The sequence below is a fragment of the Pseudomonas sp. fls2-241-TYG-175 genome, from assembly GCF_030209155.1.
In the GTDB taxonomy this organism is placed as follows: domain Bacteria; phylum Pseudomonadota; class Gammaproteobacteria; order Pseudomonadales; family Pseudomonadaceae; genus Aquipseudomonas; species Aquipseudomonas viridiflava.
The window spans coordinates 82866-102434 of the sequence record NZ_JARVSO010000027.1; the positions used below are offsets into that span (position 1 = coordinate 82866).

The 19569-nt window shown below is 56.6% G+C and carries 16 protein-coding genes and 2 pseudogenes; 10 read left to right on the forward strand and 8 right to left on the reverse strand.

Annotated features, from left to right (window positions below):
- The first annotated feature begins 13 nt into the window (after nucleotides 1-13).
- Entirely contained in the window at nucleotides 14-1180 is a 1167-nt protein-coding gene (locus QRN20_RS19590) for a PQQ-dependent sugar dehydrogenase (protein WP_029242495.1), read from the forward strand.
- Nucleotides 1181-1278: 98 nt separating this feature from the next.
- Here QRN20_RS19590 and QRN20_RS19595 read toward each other — a convergent pair whose 3' ends face one another.
- Nucleotides 1279-1587 (reverse strand): PepSY domain-containing protein, encoded by a 309-nt coding sequence (locus QRN20_RS19595; RefSeq protein WP_004888273.1) that lies wholly within the window; start codon nucleotides 1585-1587, stop codon nucleotides 1279-1281.
- 286 nt (nucleotides 1588-1873) lie between these two features.
- Here QRN20_RS19595 and QRN20_RS19600 point away from each other — a divergent pair, with 286 nt between their 5' ends.
- The 6 genes and pseudogenes from QRN20_RS19600 to QRN20_RS19625 all read left to right on the forward strand — a co-directional run bounded on the left by QRN20_RS19600 (nucleotide 1874) and on the right by QRN20_RS19625 (nucleotide 10021).
- The gene (locus tag QRN20_RS19600) at nucleotides 1874-4045 is read left to right on the forward strand and encodes a TonB-dependent siderophore receptor (protein ID WP_285361020.1); all 2172 of its coding nucleotides are present in this window, start codon (nucleotides 1874-1876) and stop codon (nucleotides 4043-4045) included.
- 462 nt (nucleotides 4046-4507) lie between these two features.
- Complete coding sequence (locus tag QRN20_RS19605) at nucleotides 4508-5824, forward strand: MFS transporter (protein WP_122490749.1); 1317 nt, start codon at nucleotides 4508-4510, stop codon at nucleotides 5822-5824.
- A gap of 417 nt (nucleotides 5825-6241) precedes the next feature.
- Nucleotides 6242-6495, forward strand: a pseudogene (locus QRN20_RS19610) (helix-turn-helix domain-containing protein).
- Nucleotides 6496-6694: 199 nt separating this feature from the next.
- Nucleotides 6695-7414 (forward strand): hypothetical protein, encoded by a 720-nt coding sequence (locus tag QRN20_RS19615; protein ID WP_122613550.1) that lies wholly within the window; start codon nucleotides 6695-6697, stop codon nucleotides 7412-7414.
- A gap of 68 nt (nucleotides 7415-7482) precedes the next feature.
- Nucleotides 7483-8376 (forward strand): hypothetical protein, encoded by an 894-nt coding sequence (locus QRN20_RS19620; RefSeq protein WP_122413580.1) that lies wholly within the window; start codon nucleotides 7483-7485, stop codon nucleotides 8374-8376.
- A 766-nt stretch (nucleotides 8377-9142) separates the two neighbouring features.
- Nucleotides 9143-10021 carry a hypothetical protein gene (locus QRN20_RS19625; RefSeq protein ID WP_285361025.1) on the forward strand — a complete coding sequence of 293 codons (879 nt, stop codon included), beginning with the start codon at nucleotides 9143-9145 and terminating at the stop codon, nucleotides 10019-10021.
- 4 nt (nucleotides 10022-10025) lie between these two features.
- Here QRN20_RS19625 and QRN20_RS19630 read toward each other — a convergent pair whose 3' ends face one another.
- Nucleotides 10026-11120 carry a diguanylate cyclase gene (locus QRN20_RS19630; protein WP_285361028.1) on the reverse strand — a complete coding sequence of 365 codons (1095 nt, stop codon included), beginning with the start codon at nucleotides 11118-11120 and terminating at the stop codon, nucleotides 10026-10028.
- 253 nt (nucleotides 11121-11373) lie between these two features.
- Nucleotides 11374-12588 (reverse strand): MFS transporter, encoded by a 1215-nt coding sequence (locus tag QRN20_RS19635; RefSeq protein WP_025994741.1) that lies wholly within the window; start codon nucleotides 12586-12588, stop codon nucleotides 11374-11376.
- A 109-nt stretch (nucleotides 12589-12697) separates the two neighbouring features.
- Between QRN20_RS19635 and QRN20_RS19640 the strand changes: the two genes are divergently transcribed.
- Entirely contained in the window at nucleotides 12698-13606 is a 909-nt protein-coding gene (locus tag QRN20_RS19640; protein ID WP_122509293.1) for a LysR family transcriptional regulator, read from the forward strand.
- Nucleotides 13607-13618: 12 nt separating this feature from the next.
- Here QRN20_RS19640 and QRN20_RS19645 read toward each other — a convergent pair whose 3' ends face one another.
- From QRN20_RS19645 to QRN20_RS26695, 3 genes are all read right to left on the reverse strand, one after another.
- Nucleotides 13619-14209 (reverse strand): DcrB/PsbP domain-containing protein, encoded by a 591-nt coding sequence (locus QRN20_RS19645; RefSeq protein WP_122501138.1) that lies wholly within the window; start codon nucleotides 14207-14209, stop codon nucleotides 13619-13621.
- Nucleotides 14210-14469: 260 nt separating this feature from the next.
- Nucleotides 14470-15417, reverse strand: coding sequence for an IS110 family transposase (locus QRN20_RS19650; protein ID WP_285361032.1), 948 nt, complete (start codon nucleotides 15415-15417; stop codon nucleotides 14470-14472).
- A 419-nt stretch (nucleotides 15418-15836) separates the two neighbouring features.
- The gene (locus QRN20_RS26695) at nucleotides 15837-16208 is read right to left on the reverse strand and encodes a topoisomerase DNA-binding C4 zinc finger domain-containing protein (RefSeq protein WP_088234756.1); all 372 of its coding nucleotides are present in this window, start codon (nucleotides 16206-16208) and stop codon (nucleotides 15837-15839) included.
- Between the two features lie 215 nt (nucleotides 16209-16423).
- On the opposite strand from QRN20_RS26695, the pseudogene QRN20_RS26930 reads away from it, so the two are divergent.
- Together QRN20_RS26930 and QRN20_RS19660 are read left to right on the forward strand one after the other, a co-directional pair.
- A pseudogene (locus QRN20_RS26930) lies at nucleotides 16424-16705 on the forward strand (PAS domain-containing protein); the annotation flags it as partial.
- 249 nt (nucleotides 16706-16954) lie between these two features.
- Nucleotides 16955-17989 carry a methyl-accepting chemotaxis protein gene (locus QRN20_RS19660; protein ID WP_407072054.1) on the forward strand — a complete coding sequence of 345 codons (1035 nt, stop codon included), beginning with the start codon at nucleotides 16955-16957 and terminating at the stop codon, nucleotides 17987-17989.
- Nucleotides 17990-19027: 1038 nt separating this feature from the next.
- On the opposite strand, the gene QRN20_RS19665 is transcribed toward QRN20_RS19660, so the two are convergent.
- Nucleotides 19028-19327, reverse strand: coding sequence for a hypothetical protein (locus QRN20_RS19665; protein ID WP_029242448.1), 300 nt, complete (start codon nucleotides 19325-19327; stop codon nucleotides 19028-19030).
- The gene (locus QRN20_RS19670; RefSeq protein ID WP_502942215.1) at nucleotides 19317-19487 is read right to left on the reverse strand and encodes a hypothetical protein; all 171 of its coding nucleotides are present in this window, start codon (nucleotides 19485-19487) and stop codon (nucleotides 19317-19319) included. The genes QRN20_RS19665 and QRN20_RS19670 overlap by 11 nt, the downstream gene beginning before the upstream one ends.
- Nucleotides 19488-19569 lie beyond the last annotated feature (82 nt).

Consider the following 19569-nt stretch of genomic DNA (forward strand, 5'->3'; position numbering starts at 1 on the left):
TAAGGAATCGCCCATGTTCAGAAAAACCCTGTTTGCGACACTGTGTGCCACTGCCGTGTTGAGCCTGCCGCTGTCTGCGGGTGCTGCTCCCACCGAGAATTATAAAAGTGACCTCGGCACCGTGACCGTAACGCCGGTCGCCGAGGGCTTGAACTACCCGTGGGCACTGGCGTTTCTGCCGGACAGGAAAGGCATTCTGGTGACCGAACGCTCGGGCAATCTGCGCCTGGTTTCTGCGGACGGCAAGCTGTCCGCGCCGATCTCAGGCGTGCCGCAAGTCTGGGCCAGAAAGCAGGGCGGTCTGCTGGACGTGGTGCTTTCGCCTGACTTCGCCAAGGACCGCATGGTCTACCTGACGTACTCCGAAGGCAGCGGCAAGACAGCCGCCGAAGGCGACACCGCAGGCACTGCCGCAGGGCGCGGGCGGTTGTCGGCGGACATGACCAAACTTGAAGATTTTGAAGTGATTTTCCGTCAGGAGCCCAAGCTGTCGGTCGGCAATCACTTTGGTTCGCGCATGGTGTTTGACCGCGACGGTTACCTGTTCATCGCGCTGGGCGAGAACAACGAACGCGCAACGGCGCAGGACCTGGACAAGCTGCAGGGCAAGATCGTGCGTATCTTCCCTGACGGTAACGTGCCCAAGGACAACCCGTTCGTTGGCCAGAAAAACGTGCGTCCGGAAATCTGGTCCTACGGCCATCGCAATCAGCAGGGTGCTGCGCTGAACCCATGGTCTGGCACCTTGTGGACCAACGAACACGGTCCCAAGGGTGGCGACGAAGTGAACATCATCGAGCGTGGCCAGAACTACGGCTGGCCGATCGCGACGCACGGCATCAACTACTCGGGTGAGCCAATTCCGGAAGCCCAGGGCAAGTTTGTCGAAGGCACCAAAGTGCCGTTTCAGGTCTGGGAAGTTTCACCGGGCCTCAGCGGCATGGCTTTTTACGACGATGGTCGCTTCAAGAAGTGGGACCACAACCTGTTCATCGGCGCGCTGGCCACTGAAGAGTTGATTCGCTTGAAGTTTGAAGGCGACAAGATCGTTCAGGAAGAACGTCTGTTGAAAGACATGAAACAACGCATTCGCGATGTGCGTCAGGGGCCGGATGGCTACTTGTATCTGCTGACGGATGACAGCAAGGGGCAGTTGTTGAAAGTCGGGTTGGCCGAATAAGCCGTCCCTTATATAACGCACAAAAAAATTCCCACGCAAGGTGGGAATTTTTTTGATCGGTTGTCAGGCGGTGAATGGCTCAGCGCCCGACAGCAGGATTAACGATCCTGTTCGTCACGTACAACGGCGCCGGTCTTGGCGTTCACGTCGTAGTTCCACTCAACGCCCTTGGCGTCCTTGAGTTCGATCTGGTAGATGTAGTTGCCGCCAACATCCTTATCGAGTTCGGTGTCGTGAATCTCAAAGCCTGGGTGCTTGGCTTGTGCTTGCTTGTTGAACTGTTCCAAGTCACCGATTGCACCGGATTTCTGCAGGCCGGCAATTTGATCAGGACGAACATCAGCGTGGGCGGCACCGGCAGCAACAGTCAGGGCAGCAGCAGCGAAGAGGGCAGAGATAAGTTTCATAAAGGTAGTCCTTCTGATTGATCTGTTGTAATGGATTGCTGGCTCGCTGAATCGTTCAGCGGCTTTGTTGAATTCAGATTATCCACGCTGACTTAATTCACGCTTAATAAACCGTTGTGTCCGGTTATTGCGAATCAGCGAGGTGAGTAAAGTGTGCTCACTCGATTCGTCTACAGAATGACGTGCACGCAAAGGTTGAAAAAAACCGGCGGTGAACGTAAAAGGTTGCCCCCTGCCGGAAGGTGCTTCGCGTCTGTCCAGGCGCCTGATCTTCTGGAGTCCGACAATGAGTACGTCCTATCGACCTGCCGCGCGTCTTGCGTCTCGCTTGCTGCCTTTGGGCATGGCCGTCGCTTCGCCGGTGCTGGCGGTCGAGCCGGTCAATCTGGAAGCCGTTAATGTCTCGGGCACCCGCGAAGAAAGTGTCGGCGACTATAAAGCGGCGCTGGCCTCCATTGCAGGTTACGACCAGGCGACGTTGCTCGACACGCCCGCATCGGTATCGGTGTTTACTGCCGCGCTGATCGAGGATCGCCAGGCCAGACTGCTCAGTGAGGTGTTGCGCAACGATGCCTCTGTCGGCGAAAGCTATGCCCCGGTCGGCTACTACGAAAACTTCGTGGTGCGCGGTTTCTCGCTCAACGCAGCCAACAGTTATCGCATCAATGGCCGCAGCATCACCGGCGAGCAGAATGTGGCGCTGGAAAACAAGCAGCAGGTCGAATTGCTCAAGGGCTTGTCGGGCCTGCAGAGTGGCGTGTCGGAGCCGGGTGGTGTGATCAATTACCAGACCAAGCGCGCGGAGGACGTGCGCTCGGTCACGGTGTCCACCAACGAGCATGGCGAGCGCTACATTGCCACTGATGTGGGCGGCTGGTTTGGCAGCGAGCAACAGTTCGGCCTGCGTGCCAATCTGGCGCATGAAGACATTCGCTCCTACGTCGAGCATGCCGATGGCCAGCGGGATTTCGCATCCCTGGCGTTCGACTGGAACATCAGCGACCGCGCCTTGCTGCAGCTGGACGTCGAGTACCAGACCAAAGAACAGCGTTCTGTACCCGGCTACCAATTGGTCGGCGGCACGACCCTGCCACACGGTGCTTCGCCGCGCAAGCTGCTGGGTTATCAGAACTGGTCCAATCCCGTCGGGATCGACTCCCTGAACATGAACGGCCGCTTCGAGTATCGCTTCAATGAGAGTTGGAAGGGCAGCCTCAGCGCTTCTCGCAGTCGTGTGGTGATCGACGACTACAGCGCGTTCGCCTGGGGCTGCTACGGTTCGGCCAGTTGCGCGGCAGAAGCGGTGCCCAATCATTTCAGTGCCGAAGGTGGGTATGACATCTATGACTTCCGCAGCCCTGACGACACACGGCGCAATGATGAAGTCGAGGCGGCCATGTCCGGCGTTTTCACTACCGGCTCGCTCGGTCACGAGCTGACCTTCGGCACCAGCGCCTACCGTCGTACGGTCGACACGCGAGGCACCTTCAACGAGTTTGTCGGCTCCGGCAACATCAATGAGGCGCCTGAAGCGGTTTCGCCCTCCGACCTGCCATTGCCGCACACCGAGCGTCGTCTCGACAGCCGCCAGTACGGGCTGTTCGTCACCGACCGGATCAGCTTCAACGAGCAGTGGCAGACAGTGCTGGGCGGGCGTCAGGTGCGTCTCGACGAGCAGGCGTACGCCGAGGACGGCAGCGATGCGCGCCACACTGAACGCTGGGTGTTTCTGCCCCAGGCTGCGCTGATCTACAAGCCGGTGGACAACCTGTCGCTCTACACCAGCTACAGCAAAGGGCTTTCGCTGGGTGGGACGGCGGCATGGTTCACCACCAACGCCAGCGAAATTCTCGCACCTACCGTGTCGCGACAACTGGAAGCCGGGATCAAGTACGACTGGCAGCGCATGAGCTTCACGGCCGCGCTGTTCCAGGCGCGTCAGGCTTATCAGTATTCAAGGCCCAATGATGACGGCACCTTTACCTACGTGCAGCAGGGCGAGCAGAAGAACACGGGTCTTGAGCTGGGTGCCAGCGGCTGGGTGACTGAGCGTCTGCAGATTTCCGCCAGCGCCGCAGCGATTCGGGCACGGGTCGAAGGCAGCGGCACCGAGGCTTACGAAGGCCATCAGGCGCTCAACGTGCCCAAATACCGTGGAAGCCTGCAGGCCGACTACAGCCTGCCGATTCGCGGCCTGGCGTTACTCGGTGGCGTGCAGTACAGCGCCAGCAAAATGGCCGACCGCGAAGGCTCGGTGCAGGTCAATGACTACGCGCTGTTCAACGTCGGTAGCCGCTACAGCACGAAAATCGGCGGATACGACACGGTCCTGCGCCTGACCGTCGACAACCTGTTCAAAAAACGCTACTGGCGCGACGCTGGCGAATACCTGGGCGACGACTACCTGTTCATGGGCGCCCCCAGAACCGCCAGACTCTCGGCTTCAGTCAATTTCTGAGTTGACTGCCGAAGCGGACGCAGAGCGTCCTGAGCGGCATTCCCACGCTGGAGCATGGGAACGATCAGTGATCTGAAAAACCTGTGGGAGGCGGTCGCAGCAAGACTCGGGTATAACGCTGAGCACAAGCATGGGCATGATCGGCGTGCTTGAGATCACGCTGATCGTTCCTACGCTCCGCGTGGGAATGCCGCTCAGGACGCTCCGCGTCCGTTCTCGAATGTCGCGCAGATGTGTGTCCAAGCTCCAGCGTTTTCCACGTCATGCGCTCGGCTCACTGAGTCCGCAATCTGTGCCATCTGTGACGCTCTGCGTCACATTCGAAGGGCAGCGCAGCAGGCAGGGACCAGTCTGCCCGCGATAAGTACACCGTCTCCAAACCCCACAGCCTGATCCAAGCTTTGCTATTCTTCGCGCCCAGCGAGCGCGGGACGCGCTTTTCAGCCATGTATCGGGGGCTTCATGACGGCCATCGTTCGACCACCTCAAGCGCCTTTCAGCCGTGGTGACTACAAGACTCTGGGTCTTGCAGCGCTGGGCGGGGCGCTGGAAATCTACGATTTCATCATCTTCGTATTCTTCGCGCTGACCCTCAGCCAACTGTTCTTCCCGCCTGAAATGCCCGAGTGGCTACGTCTGTTGCAGAGCTTCGGCATCTTCGTGACCGGCTATCTGGCACGTCCGCTGGGCGGAATTCTGATGGCGCATTTTGCCGACCGTCTGGGACGCAAACGCGTGTTCAGCCTCAGCATCCTGATGATGGCCTTGCCCTGTCTGTTGATCGGCATCATGCCCACCTACGCCCAGATCGGCTATTGGGCACCGTTGGTGCTGTTGGCCCTGCGCATTCTCCAGGGCGCTGCGGTCGGCGGCGAAGTGCCGAGCGCCTGGGTATTCGTCGCAGAGCACGCCCCGAATGGCCATCGCGGTTACGCCCTGGGCGTGCTGCAGGCCGGTCTGACCTTCGGCTACTTGCTGGGAGCGCTGACCGCGACCTGGCTGGCCCGTGTCTACAGCCCGGCAGAGATTCTCGACTGGGCCTGGCGCATTCCGTTTCTGCTCGGCGGTGTGTTCGGCGTGGTGGGCGTCTGGCTGCGTCGCTGGTTGAGCGAAACGCCGGTGTTCATGGCCCTGCATGCCCAGCGCGAGGGGCTGCAAGGCCTGCCGCTGAAACAGGTCCTGAAAGACCACCGTGCCTCGCTGCTGCCCGCCGCCTTGCTGACCTTCGTGCTCACCTCGGCCGTGGTCGTACTGGTGGTCATCACACCAACAGTCATGCAGCAGCGCTTCGGCATCTCGGCCAGCCAGACGTTTGCCCTGAGCGCCGCCGGTATCGTGTTTTTGAACATCGGCTGCGTGCTGGCCGGCATGCTGGTCGACCGGATCGGCGCCTGGCGCGGCGTCATGCTTTACAGTCTGTTGTTGCCGCTGGGCATCGGCGTGCTGTACGCCAGCCTGATCGAGCAGTGGCTGCCGCTCAGCGTCGCCTACGCCATCGCGGGTCTGGCCTGCGGAATCGTCGGCGTGGTGCCTTCGGTCATGGTGGGGCTGTTCCCGGCCAACATCCGCGTGTCGGGCATCTCCTTCACGTACAACATCGCCTATGCGTTCTGGGCCAGTACCACGCCGCTGCTGCTGATCGCACTGATGCCCTGGAACGTCTGGGTCTGCGTTCTTTACGCCGTCGTGATGGGCATGACCGGTCTGCTAACGGCCGTGGTGTTTGGCCTGCGCAGGGGCGTGCAGGTCGATGATGTGGTGATGGGCCGGGCCAGTTAGCAGCTCGGCTTGTATCCATCGGTCGGTTCGAGTTCATCGACAACCTGTCTCCCCCCGCTGGAACGGATGAATTCAGGCAATACAGGGCTTCAAGAATGTATTGCCTGACGTGGCTGACTCAGCTGTAAAAATTGATCGTAATTATTAATTCGCAAGTTCATCTCGCGCCTGCTTTTAACCTGATATTAGGTTCGTAGGTTCGTAGGTTCGTGGTCAATAGTGCTTGTAGTATTTATTTGGTTAATTGTTAAAGCGTTTCCGAGTTTTCTGTAGGAGCTTTCCTGTAATTTCCGATATAAAAAATAACGCTAAACAAAACGGCATCAAAGCCGATTTGCTCTTGAGGTCGTGGATGGCAGTTGTAGGAAACACCCTACAAGTTCATTCGTGGGCATAGTGACAACAAGAGGGAATACCATGTGGGCGACTCTTCGAGAACAGGAAGTCCTGGCGCTTTTGCTTCAAGGATGTACCAACAAGGAAATTGCACAGCAGCTCTGCATCAGCGGCTATACCGTGCGTGATCATGTGTCTTCACTGCTTCGAAAGAATCAGGCCAGAACGCGTGCTGAACTCATGGCGCGCTGTATGTCTTTTCTGCTGACTCCCGGCAAACCTCGCAGCCCCCTACATCTGTCGGATTGTTTATCGAGATGACTTCGCCAGAATAGGCGTTATCGAGATAAGTGTTTTAACGCGTGTCTGTTCTTGCGGGGTAGCAGGAGCAGGCTTGTGGTCTTACTGCTGGCACTGTGGTCTTGGCTGCCGCGTCAGAGAATACGCCGGGGTCGAGTTTTATCAAGGGCCGATCAATACGCTGAACATCACTGCTTGGCGTCACTGCACAATAAACAATAAAAGGAGCAACACATGACTGTTTGTCTTGTTCGGCAGGATTCGCTTTCCGATCAGTCATTGCGGCCGGATACGCACCGTACTTATATCAACCCGATGACGGACTTCCAGCAACTGGCCGCGCGCCAGTCGCTCCTTTCACGAGCCGCCCTTGCCCAACAACAGGCCGCGCTGCTCGGGCCTGCGGGCCAGTTTGCCGGACTCTCCCGGCAGGTTCGGGAGCAGGCACGGCAAGCTCCGGTGTTCCAGGACCTGGAGCGCCTGCATGACAGAAAGCGCAAGTCGCTTGCCGAGCAGGCAGTGATGTTCGCGCTGGGCGAGTTCTGCCGTCGTCCACCGTCCGATAATCCGTTCTACCGCAAGCCCCGGGAACATCTGTGTTGCGTCGTGTTCGACGACACCGGGCTTTACACGCTGGTTGAACGCTACGCCGCAGCCGAAGCACTCAAGCAGAGTGACAGCGGGTACTTCGCCAGCCTCATCGCCACCACGCGAAACACGGTCGAGCGACGCATTGTCTTTCACGGCCTGCTGGAGCATTTCGACCGCCTGCTGCCTATCGAGAAAAGCATTTACCCGCTGGACTACCGCAGTGCTCAACAAGCGCATCTGGATCATGAGGAATCGCTCTACGGCAAACTGGAACTGAAACAACCGATCAGCGTGATTTTAGAAACCCGTGAACCGCAGTGGCTGCTGGATCATTTGCCTGAACTTCAGCGCGCTGTCAGCTGATGTCGGTTTAACGCGTTGTGTTTTTTTATTCGCCCGCAAGTACCAAAGAGTGAGCAAGGGAGCCATTAATGAGAGTTGTCAGTCAGGGTATCGAATCACGAATCGCCATCATGCAACTTGATAAAAGGAACGCTCAAAACAGCCAGTCGGCAGGCGCAGTCATTTCAGCAGGCATTCACGAAAAACCGCCCGTCCAACGTCCAACCGTTTCTATCAGCGGCGAAGCGCTTTTACGGCAAAGATTATTTCATATAACCGACCCGAATCGTGCTTTGCCTGTATTTGTACAGATGGAACGTGGGGCATTGGGTTCTAGAGTCGATTTTTTAACGGGTAACGACAGGCAATTGCTGGGGGACGTGTACGCGTGGGTGCAGGAACAGGGTGCTGATCTGAAGTATGTTGATGACTTGGGGTTTAGACTCGCGTCATACCGCGAATCAGACAACGGTAGAATAATGATGCGCGAAAATACGGGGCACAGCTATGACGGCGAAGGGCATAAGCTCTATCTCAGCTTTACCGATAAGGATGCGGCTTCCGCTAAACGGATCCTGGAAGGTGACGCATTGAAAACGACGCGTCTGGACCACGGTTTCGTTCGCTTTATCACCGACAAGGATTACGGTGCTATCAACCACAACGATTTTGATTTCATGGAACAGGTCATCAATCGATTTTCCAATCGAAAAGATGAGTCGCAGCCCTTGACGCCCAGGTTTGCAAGGCACGAGTACCTTAAAAACAACTATGTCAGAACGCTCTCCAAAGAAAAATATGGCGATGATAAAGACAACGTCCAAAATGATCAGGGCACTCAGTCGGCCGCGAAAAAAACCACCAAACCCAAGCCTGTCACCGTCGAATCCCTGCGTGACGACATGCGGGCGGCATTGTTCAAAGCGATGAACGTCACAAGCTTCAAGTCGCTGTTCGCGCTTTTATTCGGAGGCAAGCGCTGATCCGCCAAGGTTGACGTAGCAGGAGAGGAATCTCGTTTCGGACACTGTTAACCGGGTGATTTCCAGTTTGTATACGAGGTGTTTGCTGTTGGTGTGCCGATCGCTTTGCGGTAAATATGTATGGATTTTAATCGCAATGTTTAAGTTAGATTTAGCTGAAGATCTACGGAGGAGGATGCTATCGGTCTTCAGTGATTGATTTTGATTTTTCAGATTGTTGTATTTGGTTTTTTAAAAAAAGCATGCGCGCATGCGTGTGCGCTATGAAAAGGATTTTATATGATAAAGGTTTTAAGTTTTTTACTGCTTTTTGTTCCGGCGATTGGTATGGCGAAAGATTTTGATGTGACTAAGGTTAGCGCCCCTAGACTAATGCTGAGTCCAAACTATGTGTCTATTAGCATGCACAGTCTGAGATTCTCAGACTATCCGTTCATGGCTGCAACAAGATCTAAGTTGCAAAAGGTGTCTTGGGATTTGACCTCGTTTCCGGCGGCTCACAATGAAGAGGTGGAGGTATGCTATAAGGTAGACGGAAACAAGGACACGTCTTGTATAGCTGCGACTCCTGGCGGGGCAGACAGTACAGAAAAGTTTAATATGTACGGTTTCAACTACTCGACAAGTGTTATGGTTCGGCACTTGGCAGAGGGTGGCGATTCGGTAATAAGACCGTTGGGCGCTGATAAGGTGACCTTTCATTTGAGCTATTGAAGACAAGCCCCTGATAAATGGTTATCAGGGGCTTAATTTTTTGGAGCTTTACATGCAAATATCACGTGACGCCGGTTTCACTGCCGTTGATCGGGCTGATAAATTTACCGCTCGTTCGGGTGAAAAAGCTTTCAGTATGCCAACCAATGAAAAGCCGACACCACCAATGCCAACGGTGTCCATCAGTGGAGAAGCACTTCTGCGGCAACGTCTGTTTCATATAACCGACCCAAATCGTGCTGTCCCTGTACTCGGGAAAGCGGAGTGTGGAACATCGCGTTCAAGAGTCGAGTTCTTAACACGTGATGACAGACAGTTGTTGGGCGAAGTGTATGAGTGGGCGCGGGAACAGGGTGCCGATTTGGCGTACGTTGATGAGTTAGGGTCCAGACTCGCGTTTTATCGTGAAAAAGACGATGGCAGAATAAGCGCACGTGGCAATACGGGGCTAGATTATAATCGCGAAGGACACAAGGTCTATCACCGCTTTACCGATAAAGATGCTGCCTCTGCCCAACGAATACTGGAAAGTGGTGCGCTGAAAACGACGCGTCTGGACCACGGTTTCATTCGCTTTATAACCGACAAGGATTACGGCGCTATTTACCACAACGATTTTGATTTCATGGAACAGGTCATCAATCGATTTTCCAATGGGAAAGATGAGTCGCAGCCCTTGACGCCCAGGTTTGCCAAGCGCGAGTACCTTAAAAACAACTATGTCAGAACGCTCTCCAAAGAAAAATATGGCGATGATAAAGACAACGTCCAAAATGATCAGGGCAGTCAGTCGGCCGCGAAGAAAACCAACAAACCCAAGCCTGTCACCGTCGAATCCCTGCGTGACGACATGCGGGCGGCATTGTTCAAAGCGATGAACGTCACAAGCTTCAAGTCGCTGTTTGCGCTTTTGTTCGGAGACAAGCGCTGACTCGTTACGTCTGAACGCTCATGTCCTGACAGTCGGCCATGTCCTGACAGTCGGCGCTAATGTCATCCGCAATGACCACACGATTGCGGCCTGTGCTCTTGGCGAGGTAGAGGGCTTTGTCGGCTTCGTGAAGCCAGGCCGATGTGTCATTCAGGCCGTGGTTATAAGCCGCAACGCCGATGCTGAGGCTGACTTTCAAATCTTCGTGCAGGGAGTAGGTGAGTTCATCGATGGCCAGCCGCAGCTTTTCAAGCACTTTGCGGGCTTGCGCCGTGTTGGCACCCGGCAGGATCACGCAGAACTCATCGCCGCCGCAGCGTCCCGTCACGTCGTTCTTGCGCAGGTTGTCCACCATCGCCTGGCTGATGCTCTGCAGCACCGTGTCGCCCACCAGATGGCCGTAGGTGTCGTTGATCGTCTTGAAGAAATCGATATCGAATAGCGCGACCACGCATTCCTGATTCAGGCTTCGGCTTTTTGCGAACTCGAGATCAAGCAGTTCCTTCCAGGCGCCATGGTTGAGCAGGCCGGTCAGGCTGTCGGTGCGGCTGAGCCTGTGCAGTATGTTTCTGTGTTCACGCAGCTTGAGCGTGACCTGATGACTCATCCAGCCGATGAAGATCGGGTAGATCACCAGCACCGGAAGGCAGGCATACATCTGCATCGGGGTGCTTTCCAGATTGATCACCGGATCCAGCACCAGCAGTGAAACCATGATGCCTGCCGCTTGGGCGACGAAGCCCCTTAACATGAGGCGTGGGCCGGCCGCTGCGATGTTGTGCATGGCCATCATCGCGACCACAGTGATCGCGGGCAGCACACTGAACCCCATTGCACCGATCCAGAAGCCTCCGCAGAACGAGTCGGTCAGCAGGTTGCGCCGTTCCGCCTGGTAGGGCTGCCTGGATGTTCTGGCCAGGTAGTAGGCAACGTGGGGCCATATCAGCGCATTGAAAAATGCCAATGCCCAAAGCCATGGCGCGGCATTCAGGTGAAACAGGGAGGCTGCGACGGTGAGAAAGCCCACGCTGACGCCGACCGTTCGTGGCGCATAGATTCGCTTGGCGAATGCCAGTCCTTTGCCTTGAAATCGGTTCATAACGCTTACCGGAATCTGATTGAACCGGTCAGAAACCTTCATCCTTGACCGAAAGGGTAGAGTTTGGCGTGTCACAAATGCCATGGGAAGAGCATTTTGCCATTATTCATGCACATCAACGCGTGCTGCTGCCATTAACGGTCGCATCGAAGACGATTTGGATGGAGAAGCGCAGCTGAGACCTTCAAAAGAACGGCCAAGCCAGTGGGGCCGCTTGCCGACGTGCTCGACAAACGGCCCCAAGGCACATGGGTTACGCCGGAACGGCTGACCCGGACGTTCGGGCCTTGCGTGCCATCGTCAGCCAGGCAAGCGCGATGGCCAGCACGGCAACAACGGCAGCGACATAGCCAACGGCTCCAAGGCCCAGGTATTCAATGGTGACGCCACCAATGATCGACCCCAACCCGATGCCCGCATTGGCGGCCGACACGTTCAATGTGCCAGCGAGCGCCTGAGCCTGCGGTGCGGCTTTCATGACCCGGATCTGGCAGATGGGGAACAGGGCGGTGTGCGCAATGCCCCATACCGCCAACACCACGGCCAGCAACGGCAGTGATCCTGCGGCCGGCACACTTGCCGTCATGCCCAGCGCCAGTAACAGCGCAAAAGCGATGGTCGCACCCAGCGGGCTACGATCCACGAAGCGGCCGCCCAGTGCGTTGCCGATCAGGCCGACTGCACCAAAGCCCATCAGCCACCAGCCCACCTGCGCCGACTCGATCCCGGCGATTCGCTCAAGCGTGTCAGCCAGGTAGGTGTAAGCGCCGAACATCGCGGTGAACAACAGAATCGACAGCAGCAGGTTTGCGATGAAATGCGGGTCGCGCAGGATTCTGGCCTGTTGAGCCAGCCCGACTTTCTCGGTGGGCGCCATCTTTGGCATCGAGAAGGCAAGCAGCACCGCCATCAGCACAGACAGTGCCGTCAGTGCCCAGAACGCGCCGCGCCAGCCCACAGCGTCGGCAAACACCGTGCCCAGCGGAATGCCGAACAGCATGGCCGCCGAGATGCCCAGATACACCTGAGCAACGGCCTTGCCCGCCTGTTTGGGACCGGCCATCAAGCCTGCGGTCTCACTGGCCGTGCCCCAGAAAACCGGTAGCGCCAATGCCGGAATGAAGCGCGCCAGCGCCAGCACCCAGATGTTGCTCGACACTGCCGCCAGTGCATTGGAGGCGGCGAAGATCAGCAGGATCACGATGAACGTCCGCTTGCGATCCAGGTGCGAGAGCATCGCCGTCAGCGGTGGGCCGAACAGCATAACCGTGAAGGCGAACAGGGTGACCAACAGCCCGGCGTTGGAGATCGAAATGCCCAGATCCCTGGCCAGTGCGGGCAGCAGACCGATGATGAGAAATTCAGTGGTGACGATCACAAATCCGGCCAAGGCCAGAATGGCGATGGACAGACCGGCCCCGGTCGAGCGTTCGCTCGCGGCGGCGGATGTGGTTTCTTGAGACGACATGACACAAACCCTATAGAAAATAGCGTGCCAGCATATTTCAGAAACCATTTCCTATCTGTGGCGAATTTTCCGTACATTAAGGAATTAAATTCAGCAATGGTCAGCGTCCATGCTTTCTACGGATCGTCTTAAAGGCATTGAAACGTTTGTAGCGGTCGCCAACGCAGGCAGCTTCACGGCCGCCGCCGAGCGTCTGAGCCTGACCAACTCGGCCGTCAGTAAGAGTGTGGCGCGTCTGGAAAGCCGCTTGGGCATGCGTCTGTTCGAGCGCACTACCCGAAGCCTGGCGCTGACCGAGGAGGGCGCGACCTACCATGCTGTCTGCACGCGCATGTTGGCCGAACTGGAAGAAGCGGAAACTGCCCTGGCCGCGCAGTGCTCTGAACCGGCCGGTCAGTTGCGTATCGACCTGCCCGCCACCTTTGGCCGACTGCACGTACTGCCGCAGATTCTGGCGTTTGCCGAAAGTCATCCCAAACTGCGCCCGCATGTCACGTTCACCGACCGCTTCGTCGACATTCTGGAGGAGGGCATCGACCTCGCGGTGCGTATCGGTGGCCCGTCGATCTGGCCGGCAGGACTTGCGCATCGCTGCCTGGGGACCGAACGGGTGATTTTCTGCGCCGCGCCTGCTTATCTGCAACGCCACGGCATGCCGCGTACTTTCGAGGATCTGGTCGACCATGCGTGCATCCTGTTTGGTCGGGGCGATGGCACTGTCAGTCCTTGGCTGTTCGTTGACGCGCAGGGTGAGCCTGAAACACGGGCGGTGGAAGCCCGTATCGTGGTGGGCAACGGGGAAGCTCAGGTCGCTGCCGTGACGTCGGCCTGCGGCATCGCGCAACTGGCGACCTGGCTGATCAAGGACCAGCTGCAGCGCGGCGAACTGGTGGAAATCCTTCCTCATCTGGCCACTGACGGCCTGGCCCTGCACCTGGCCTGGCCGCGCAGCCGTGAATCGCTGCCCAAGGTGCAGGGTCTGGTGGCGTTGCTGTCAGGCGCCTTGCGGGTGGACTGACGGGGCTACGGGTTATTGGCCGATGACGGCTTTCACCAGTGCGGCGTGCTGCTTGGGGTCTTTGGCGTTGGAGACCACATTCAGAACCGCTGCACGTTTGCCCGAGGCCGCCATGATCGTTGTGCTCAACACCTTGGTGTCGCTCATGGTGGCCGAGGTGTCCACCTGACGAATGCCGAGACCGTTCTTCTTGACGATCTTCTTCTCGCCCAGTTTCTTGAAGTCTTTGTAGCCCGCGCCCTGCTGAGCCATGGTGCCTGCGACCAGACCGTCCAGCACCACGTTGTCGTTGTCACCGACCTCAACGCCCGACGGCAGTGGTGTCTCTGTCGCGATGACCACACGCTTCTCAGCGGCGTTGGTGTACAGCGAGCCTGTCACGCCTTGAGCCTTGGCTTTCTCGTCGATCTCGGGCATGTCGCCCTGCACGAAACCCCCAGGCAGCGTGAACGCCAGTTTGCCGCCGAGCAGCGAAGCCTTCTGGGTTGTCGCCGCTGCTGGCGCAGCAGCCTGCGTCTTGGACGCCGCCTGAGCGTTGACCATCCCCAGCGTGCCGACCAACGCCATGCACACCACGATTGCCTTGAAACTGAACGACGGCATAGGAACTCCCTGATTGCCTGATTTTGGATGGACAGCATTGTGCCTGAGGGATACGAGCAGGCAGACAGGAAAAAGTGCCCTGAGGTGGGAATAGCTGTTGCTGAAACTGGGAGGGCCCAAGTGAGTTCAAGACCGGACGCGGAGCGGCCTGAGAGGCGTTACCACGCAGAGTGTGGGAACGAGCGGTACAAAAGTCGCGATGAGTATCTGGGGCGAGCACAATTTCGGCCGTGGGAGATTCTATGGTTTTGGGAAACCCCTCAAGCCGCCTTTGACCGATATTCGCTCTGGGTTTTTAACAGGGCGAATACGACTCGGGCCATCTTCCTTGCCAGCATGACCAAGGCTTGAGTGGTGCTGAAGCCACGCTTTCTCTGCTCTTCATAAAACGGCTTCCATGCGGCTGTACGGCTGCCAGACATGGCCGCGTTATGAAGCAGCCGACGGGCTTCCGGATCGCCACGCTTGGTCAGGCGGCGCGGCCCGTCACTTTGTCCGGATTTGGACACCCTGAGGTCCAGGCCTAAAAAGGCAATGAAGGCGTTGGCGTTGCTGAATTCGCCTCGCTGAAAAGTAGTGACCAGCCGGGCCGCCGTCAGAAAGCCGATACCTTCTACTTTCATGCAACGGCTGACCTGTCCCATCAACTCGGCTCGCTGCAGGACATCCTTGATCTTCTTCTCGACCAGCGCTTCAAGGCGCTTCATCGAATTGATCTGCGCCGCGAACGCTGTTTTCAACAGGGGCTCGTTGGACCAGCTCTGAACCAGTCCGGTACGCGCCTGGACCAACGCCGCACGACGACGAAACAGGCTCAGCAACTGACGATAAAGCGGGCACGGCGGTACCCAGGGGTGCAGCTCGTCGGCCTCTTTCTTCAAATATCGGGCAAGCAAACGAGCGTCCAGCGCATCCGTCTTGGCGCGTACATTGACGCCTTTTCGGTAATGGCTCAGTTGGTAGCCATCGATCATGTAGATGGTGCAGCCGGCCTCGTAAGCCATGTCGGCGAACAGGGCGTGATAGGTATTAGTGGCTTCGACAGCGATTGACACCGTTCCAGCCAAGGTACGCAACCACTTGCTGATAGATGCCTTGTTGTTGGGAATTGCTTCAAGTCGGTCGGACTGGTCCTGATAGATCACCAGCTCATTTTTGGCGACGTCTACTCCGACGACAGGTTTAGTCTGGGCAACCAGCATTGCCATGGCGCAATCTCCGGGATAAGGTTTGAGAACTTGAAGGGACCACCCAGAGGCGCAGGCTTGTTTCTATCGTAGGTCGCGAGCCATAAGCATTCTTTATCGGCGCTTGGGTGAAAGGAGGAGGGGTGAAATCTCCCACAGGTCTGTACTGCGTAAACAGTCAGAAGCGAACTGAGTCCCTCCTCCTCCCTTCAAGTCCTACCATACAAGCGGACTCGTCCGCGAAAGCTGGTACATCCGATGAAGATGTAGCGTCTGAAACGCAGTATTCGCGGACAAGTCCGCTCCCACTTTCAGATACCGCATTCCTTCAGGTCGATTTGTGCATAACGATAAGTGTTCTGCGTAGGCATGCAGCCCCGTGAAGCTCTGCGTCATATCAAGACCGCGATGCGGATTCAGGATCGTAGGCGCGCGAATCCTCATTCCTTCCGAAAAATCGGCCGAATCCCGCGGCATTTCGGGTACGCCACGCATCCCCAGAACTCTCCCGCGTTCTTTCCGGTGCGCGCCACTTTGATGACCATGGGCTTTTTGCAGTGTGGGCAGTTGGGCGTGGCGGGTTTTGTTTCGGGTTTTGGCGTTGTCGGTTTGGACTTCCGCTTGCGAGGCCTTGCCTTCGTGTCGACAGCCTGTTCGCTGACGTCGAGTGGCGCAGCCTCCACAACAGGCTCGTCCCGTTTTTCATTGCCAGCGTCCGGCTTACGGCGACTGACAATCGTCGCTACGGCCTTGCCCAGCCTGCGTATCGCGCCAATGAAAGCCTGCAGGGGAGGTTGAGTCTTGCGCGCCATGGGAGCCTTCAGTACACGAGTAATCGATTCAAAGGCGGCATGGTGCAGAGAACGAGGCCACCAAGTAAAGCGCGCCAAACCGCCCATCGACTCAAGACCTCGCCCTGCCGGACGATATAGGGACGCTGCACGATCGGTTGTGACTTGGTGGGTGTGTGCTACACCTTCAAGGCGTGCCCCAGGATATTTCGCATTTACCAGGGAGTGGATGTTCAATGCGTGTCAACTTGCCCGTTACCCAGACAGAACGGACCTTTCCAGCGTCTGAGCGTCTCATTTCCACTACAGACCTCAACAGTCACATCACCTACTGCAACGATGCGTTCGTGTCGCTCAGTGGTTTCACGCGTGAAGAACTGATCGGGCAGCCGCACAACCTTGTGCGCCACCCCGACATGCCTGCGTCGGTATTTGCCCACATGTGGGAAACCATCAAACAGGGCAAACCCTGGATGGGCGTGGTCAAGAACCGCTCCAAGCAGGGCGACTATTACTGGGTCAGCGCCTACGTCACTGCGGTGTACGAAAACGGCCGCATCGTGGGTTACGAATCTGTCCGCTCCCTGCCGACCCGCGACCAGGTGCGCCGCGCAGAAGCACTGTATGCGCGCCTGCGGGCTGGCAAGTCGGCAGTCTCCAAAGTCAGCGCCGCTGCTTATCACCTCGTCCGCCAACTGCCGATGATCCTCTGTGCGCTGGCGTTGATGGCTGGCGTGTACCTGCTGGACGATCAGGCCTCGTTCGTCATGATTCTCGTCGTGCTGCTCGCACTGGGCAGCTTTCTCGAAATCCGCCATCGCAACAGCCTGCGCAAAACGCTGGAAGAGCACCCCAAGGCATTCACCAGTGCGCTGGTTGCGCTGACCTACAGCGACAACCGAGGCCCGCAAGGCCAGCTCGATCTGGCAATGCTCAGCGCAGAGGCTCGATTGCAGGCCGCCTTGACTCGCCTTGTCGACACCGGCGAGAGCGTCAAGCAGCACGCCGGGCAATCGGCGCAGTTGTCGGTTCGGCAGGCTGAATCGCTCGACCAGCAACGCAGCGAAGCAGACCAGTCCGCCACGGCCATCAACCAGATGGCAGCGACCATTCAGGAAGTCACCCACAACGTACAGAACACCGCCCACGCCGCCGAAGAAGCCGACAAACTCGCCCAGCAGGGGCGTGGTTTGGCGGATGAAAGCCTGCTGGCGATCCGTCACATGGCCAACTCCGTGACCGAGATCGGTCAGGCCGTCGGTGACCTTGCCGATGCGACACAGTCCATCGGCAGTGTGGTGGACGTCATTACCTCCATCGCCCAGCAGACCAACCTGCTGGCGCTCAACGCCGCCATCGAGGCAGCACGTGCGGGCGAGCAGGGCCGTGGCTTTGCCGTGGTCGCCGACGAAGTCCGTTCGCTGGCCTCACGCACCCAGTCCTCGACCGAACAGATCCAGCAGATCATCACCACCCTGCGCGACGGCGCCTCCCGCGCCGTGCAGACCGCCAGCAAGGGCGAGCAGATCTCACAGGAAAGCGTCGCCAGCGTCGAAGCCGTGCAAAAGGCGCTCGACGGCATCAGCCAGTCCGTCACCCGCATCACCGGCATGAGCCAACAAATGGCATCCGCCTCCGAAGAACAAAGCCACGTAGCAGAAAACATCAGCCAGCAAATCACCCGCATCGCCCAACTCTGCGATCAGAGCGCAGGCCAGGCTCAACAGGGTTCGCAGATCAGCAGCGAGCTGGAAGGCATGGCGGAGTACCTGCACAGTCTGGCGGAGCGGTTTAGTCGGTAGCTTGATGGCAAGGACGTGTCTCACCACCTTTCAGGTGGTGACCGCTATTTGTAAACTCGAATTCGGGGGTCGACTTTTCGTTTCAGGAACCACCGGAAGGGTACGTGGGGTACCGGTATACAGAACAGGTGAGCGCTGATAATGACTACCGTCAGCCAGCCGGGAACGTAAATTTCCAGCTGACCGTAAAAATATACTGATTGCGTTGCCTGAATATAGGTATGTATGAAGATAGGTATGATCTTGTAGTAAATAGATAGGGCAAACTTTAAGTCGGAATAGTTAGTGTCTGAAAAAGCACGCTGTATCCAGAGCGTGATCATGAAAAGCGTCGTTGAAAATATGATGAAGGCCGTATACTCGATGAGTTGCGTCATTCAGGAAACTCCGGTATGGGCGATTTCATTTTGAAAGTCTAATGGTTTCGATTTTTTCTTGAGTACCAAGGTTTGATATCCCATGTGACGGTGTGGGCGCAGGCATGAGCCACAATCATTGCCAGTGAAAATAATATTATAATCGAGCTGTCTTGCTCTCCGTAAAAAGGGAGGCTGTTCTTGTCGATGACGCGCATGTGCTGATAGACAAAGAATATATTGTAAATCATGTTTATCCAATATTTGGTAGGCGTGAAGTTTTCTCCTGACCATGCATACCGCGTGCACAGTGCAGGCAGGTAAAACGCTACCCCGCAAGCCAGGAATATAGCGTATATGGCTGTTTCATTCATTGATCGTCATCCCGTGAAAAGAGAGGCTGTTGTAAGTTTTCGTTAATTCTGTCCGATGCCGGTCTTTATTCGTGGAGTAGGTAACAGAAGCGCGAACGCTAACGGGATGAATAGCGCCAGCCATCTTAGCTCTATGCTTCTCAGGGTTATGTCGAAAGGCAATGTTCCATATTTCGCGTATTTCAAATACAGATGGCCGCAGAATATGTTATAGGTCAATGTAAGCACCAGTTTGGGTGTCGAGAAGTTTTTAGCTGAGAAAGCATATCTTGCCCAAACTGAAGGGGCGAGCAGCAATAGTGTTACGGCTATGAACGCCAAGATTTTATATCCCAAGTAACGGTGTGGGCGCACGCATGAGCCAGGATCATCACGATTGAGAACCATCCCAGAACTGAACTGTCTTGATAGCCATAAAAAGGAAGGTCGTTTTTCTCAATGAAACGCATGTGTAAGTAGCCAAAAAATATGTTGTATAGGTTGGTACCCCAGAACCTTGCTATCGTGAAACTCTTTCCAGACCATGCGTGACGTGCCCACAATGCGGGCAGATAGAAGATGATTCCGAGTGCAATAACGATGGCGTAGATGGAAATGCTATCTGTCATGGTTCGTCCATTCGTTGTACATGCTCTCCGCAGTGAGTCCATCAACCATTCGTTCAATAATAACTATTTTTGCAGATGTGGCCTCATATGCTCTGATTTTGTCTGCTCGTACATATTCAAATAGCTTCCAAGCTTCCGGCTTCACGACCAGCCTCCCCATGCCATACAAAGACAATCCCAGGTCTACCGTAACCGCTCCATAAACCCCACATTCAAAGCACTAAGCTAATGCCAGATGCTGG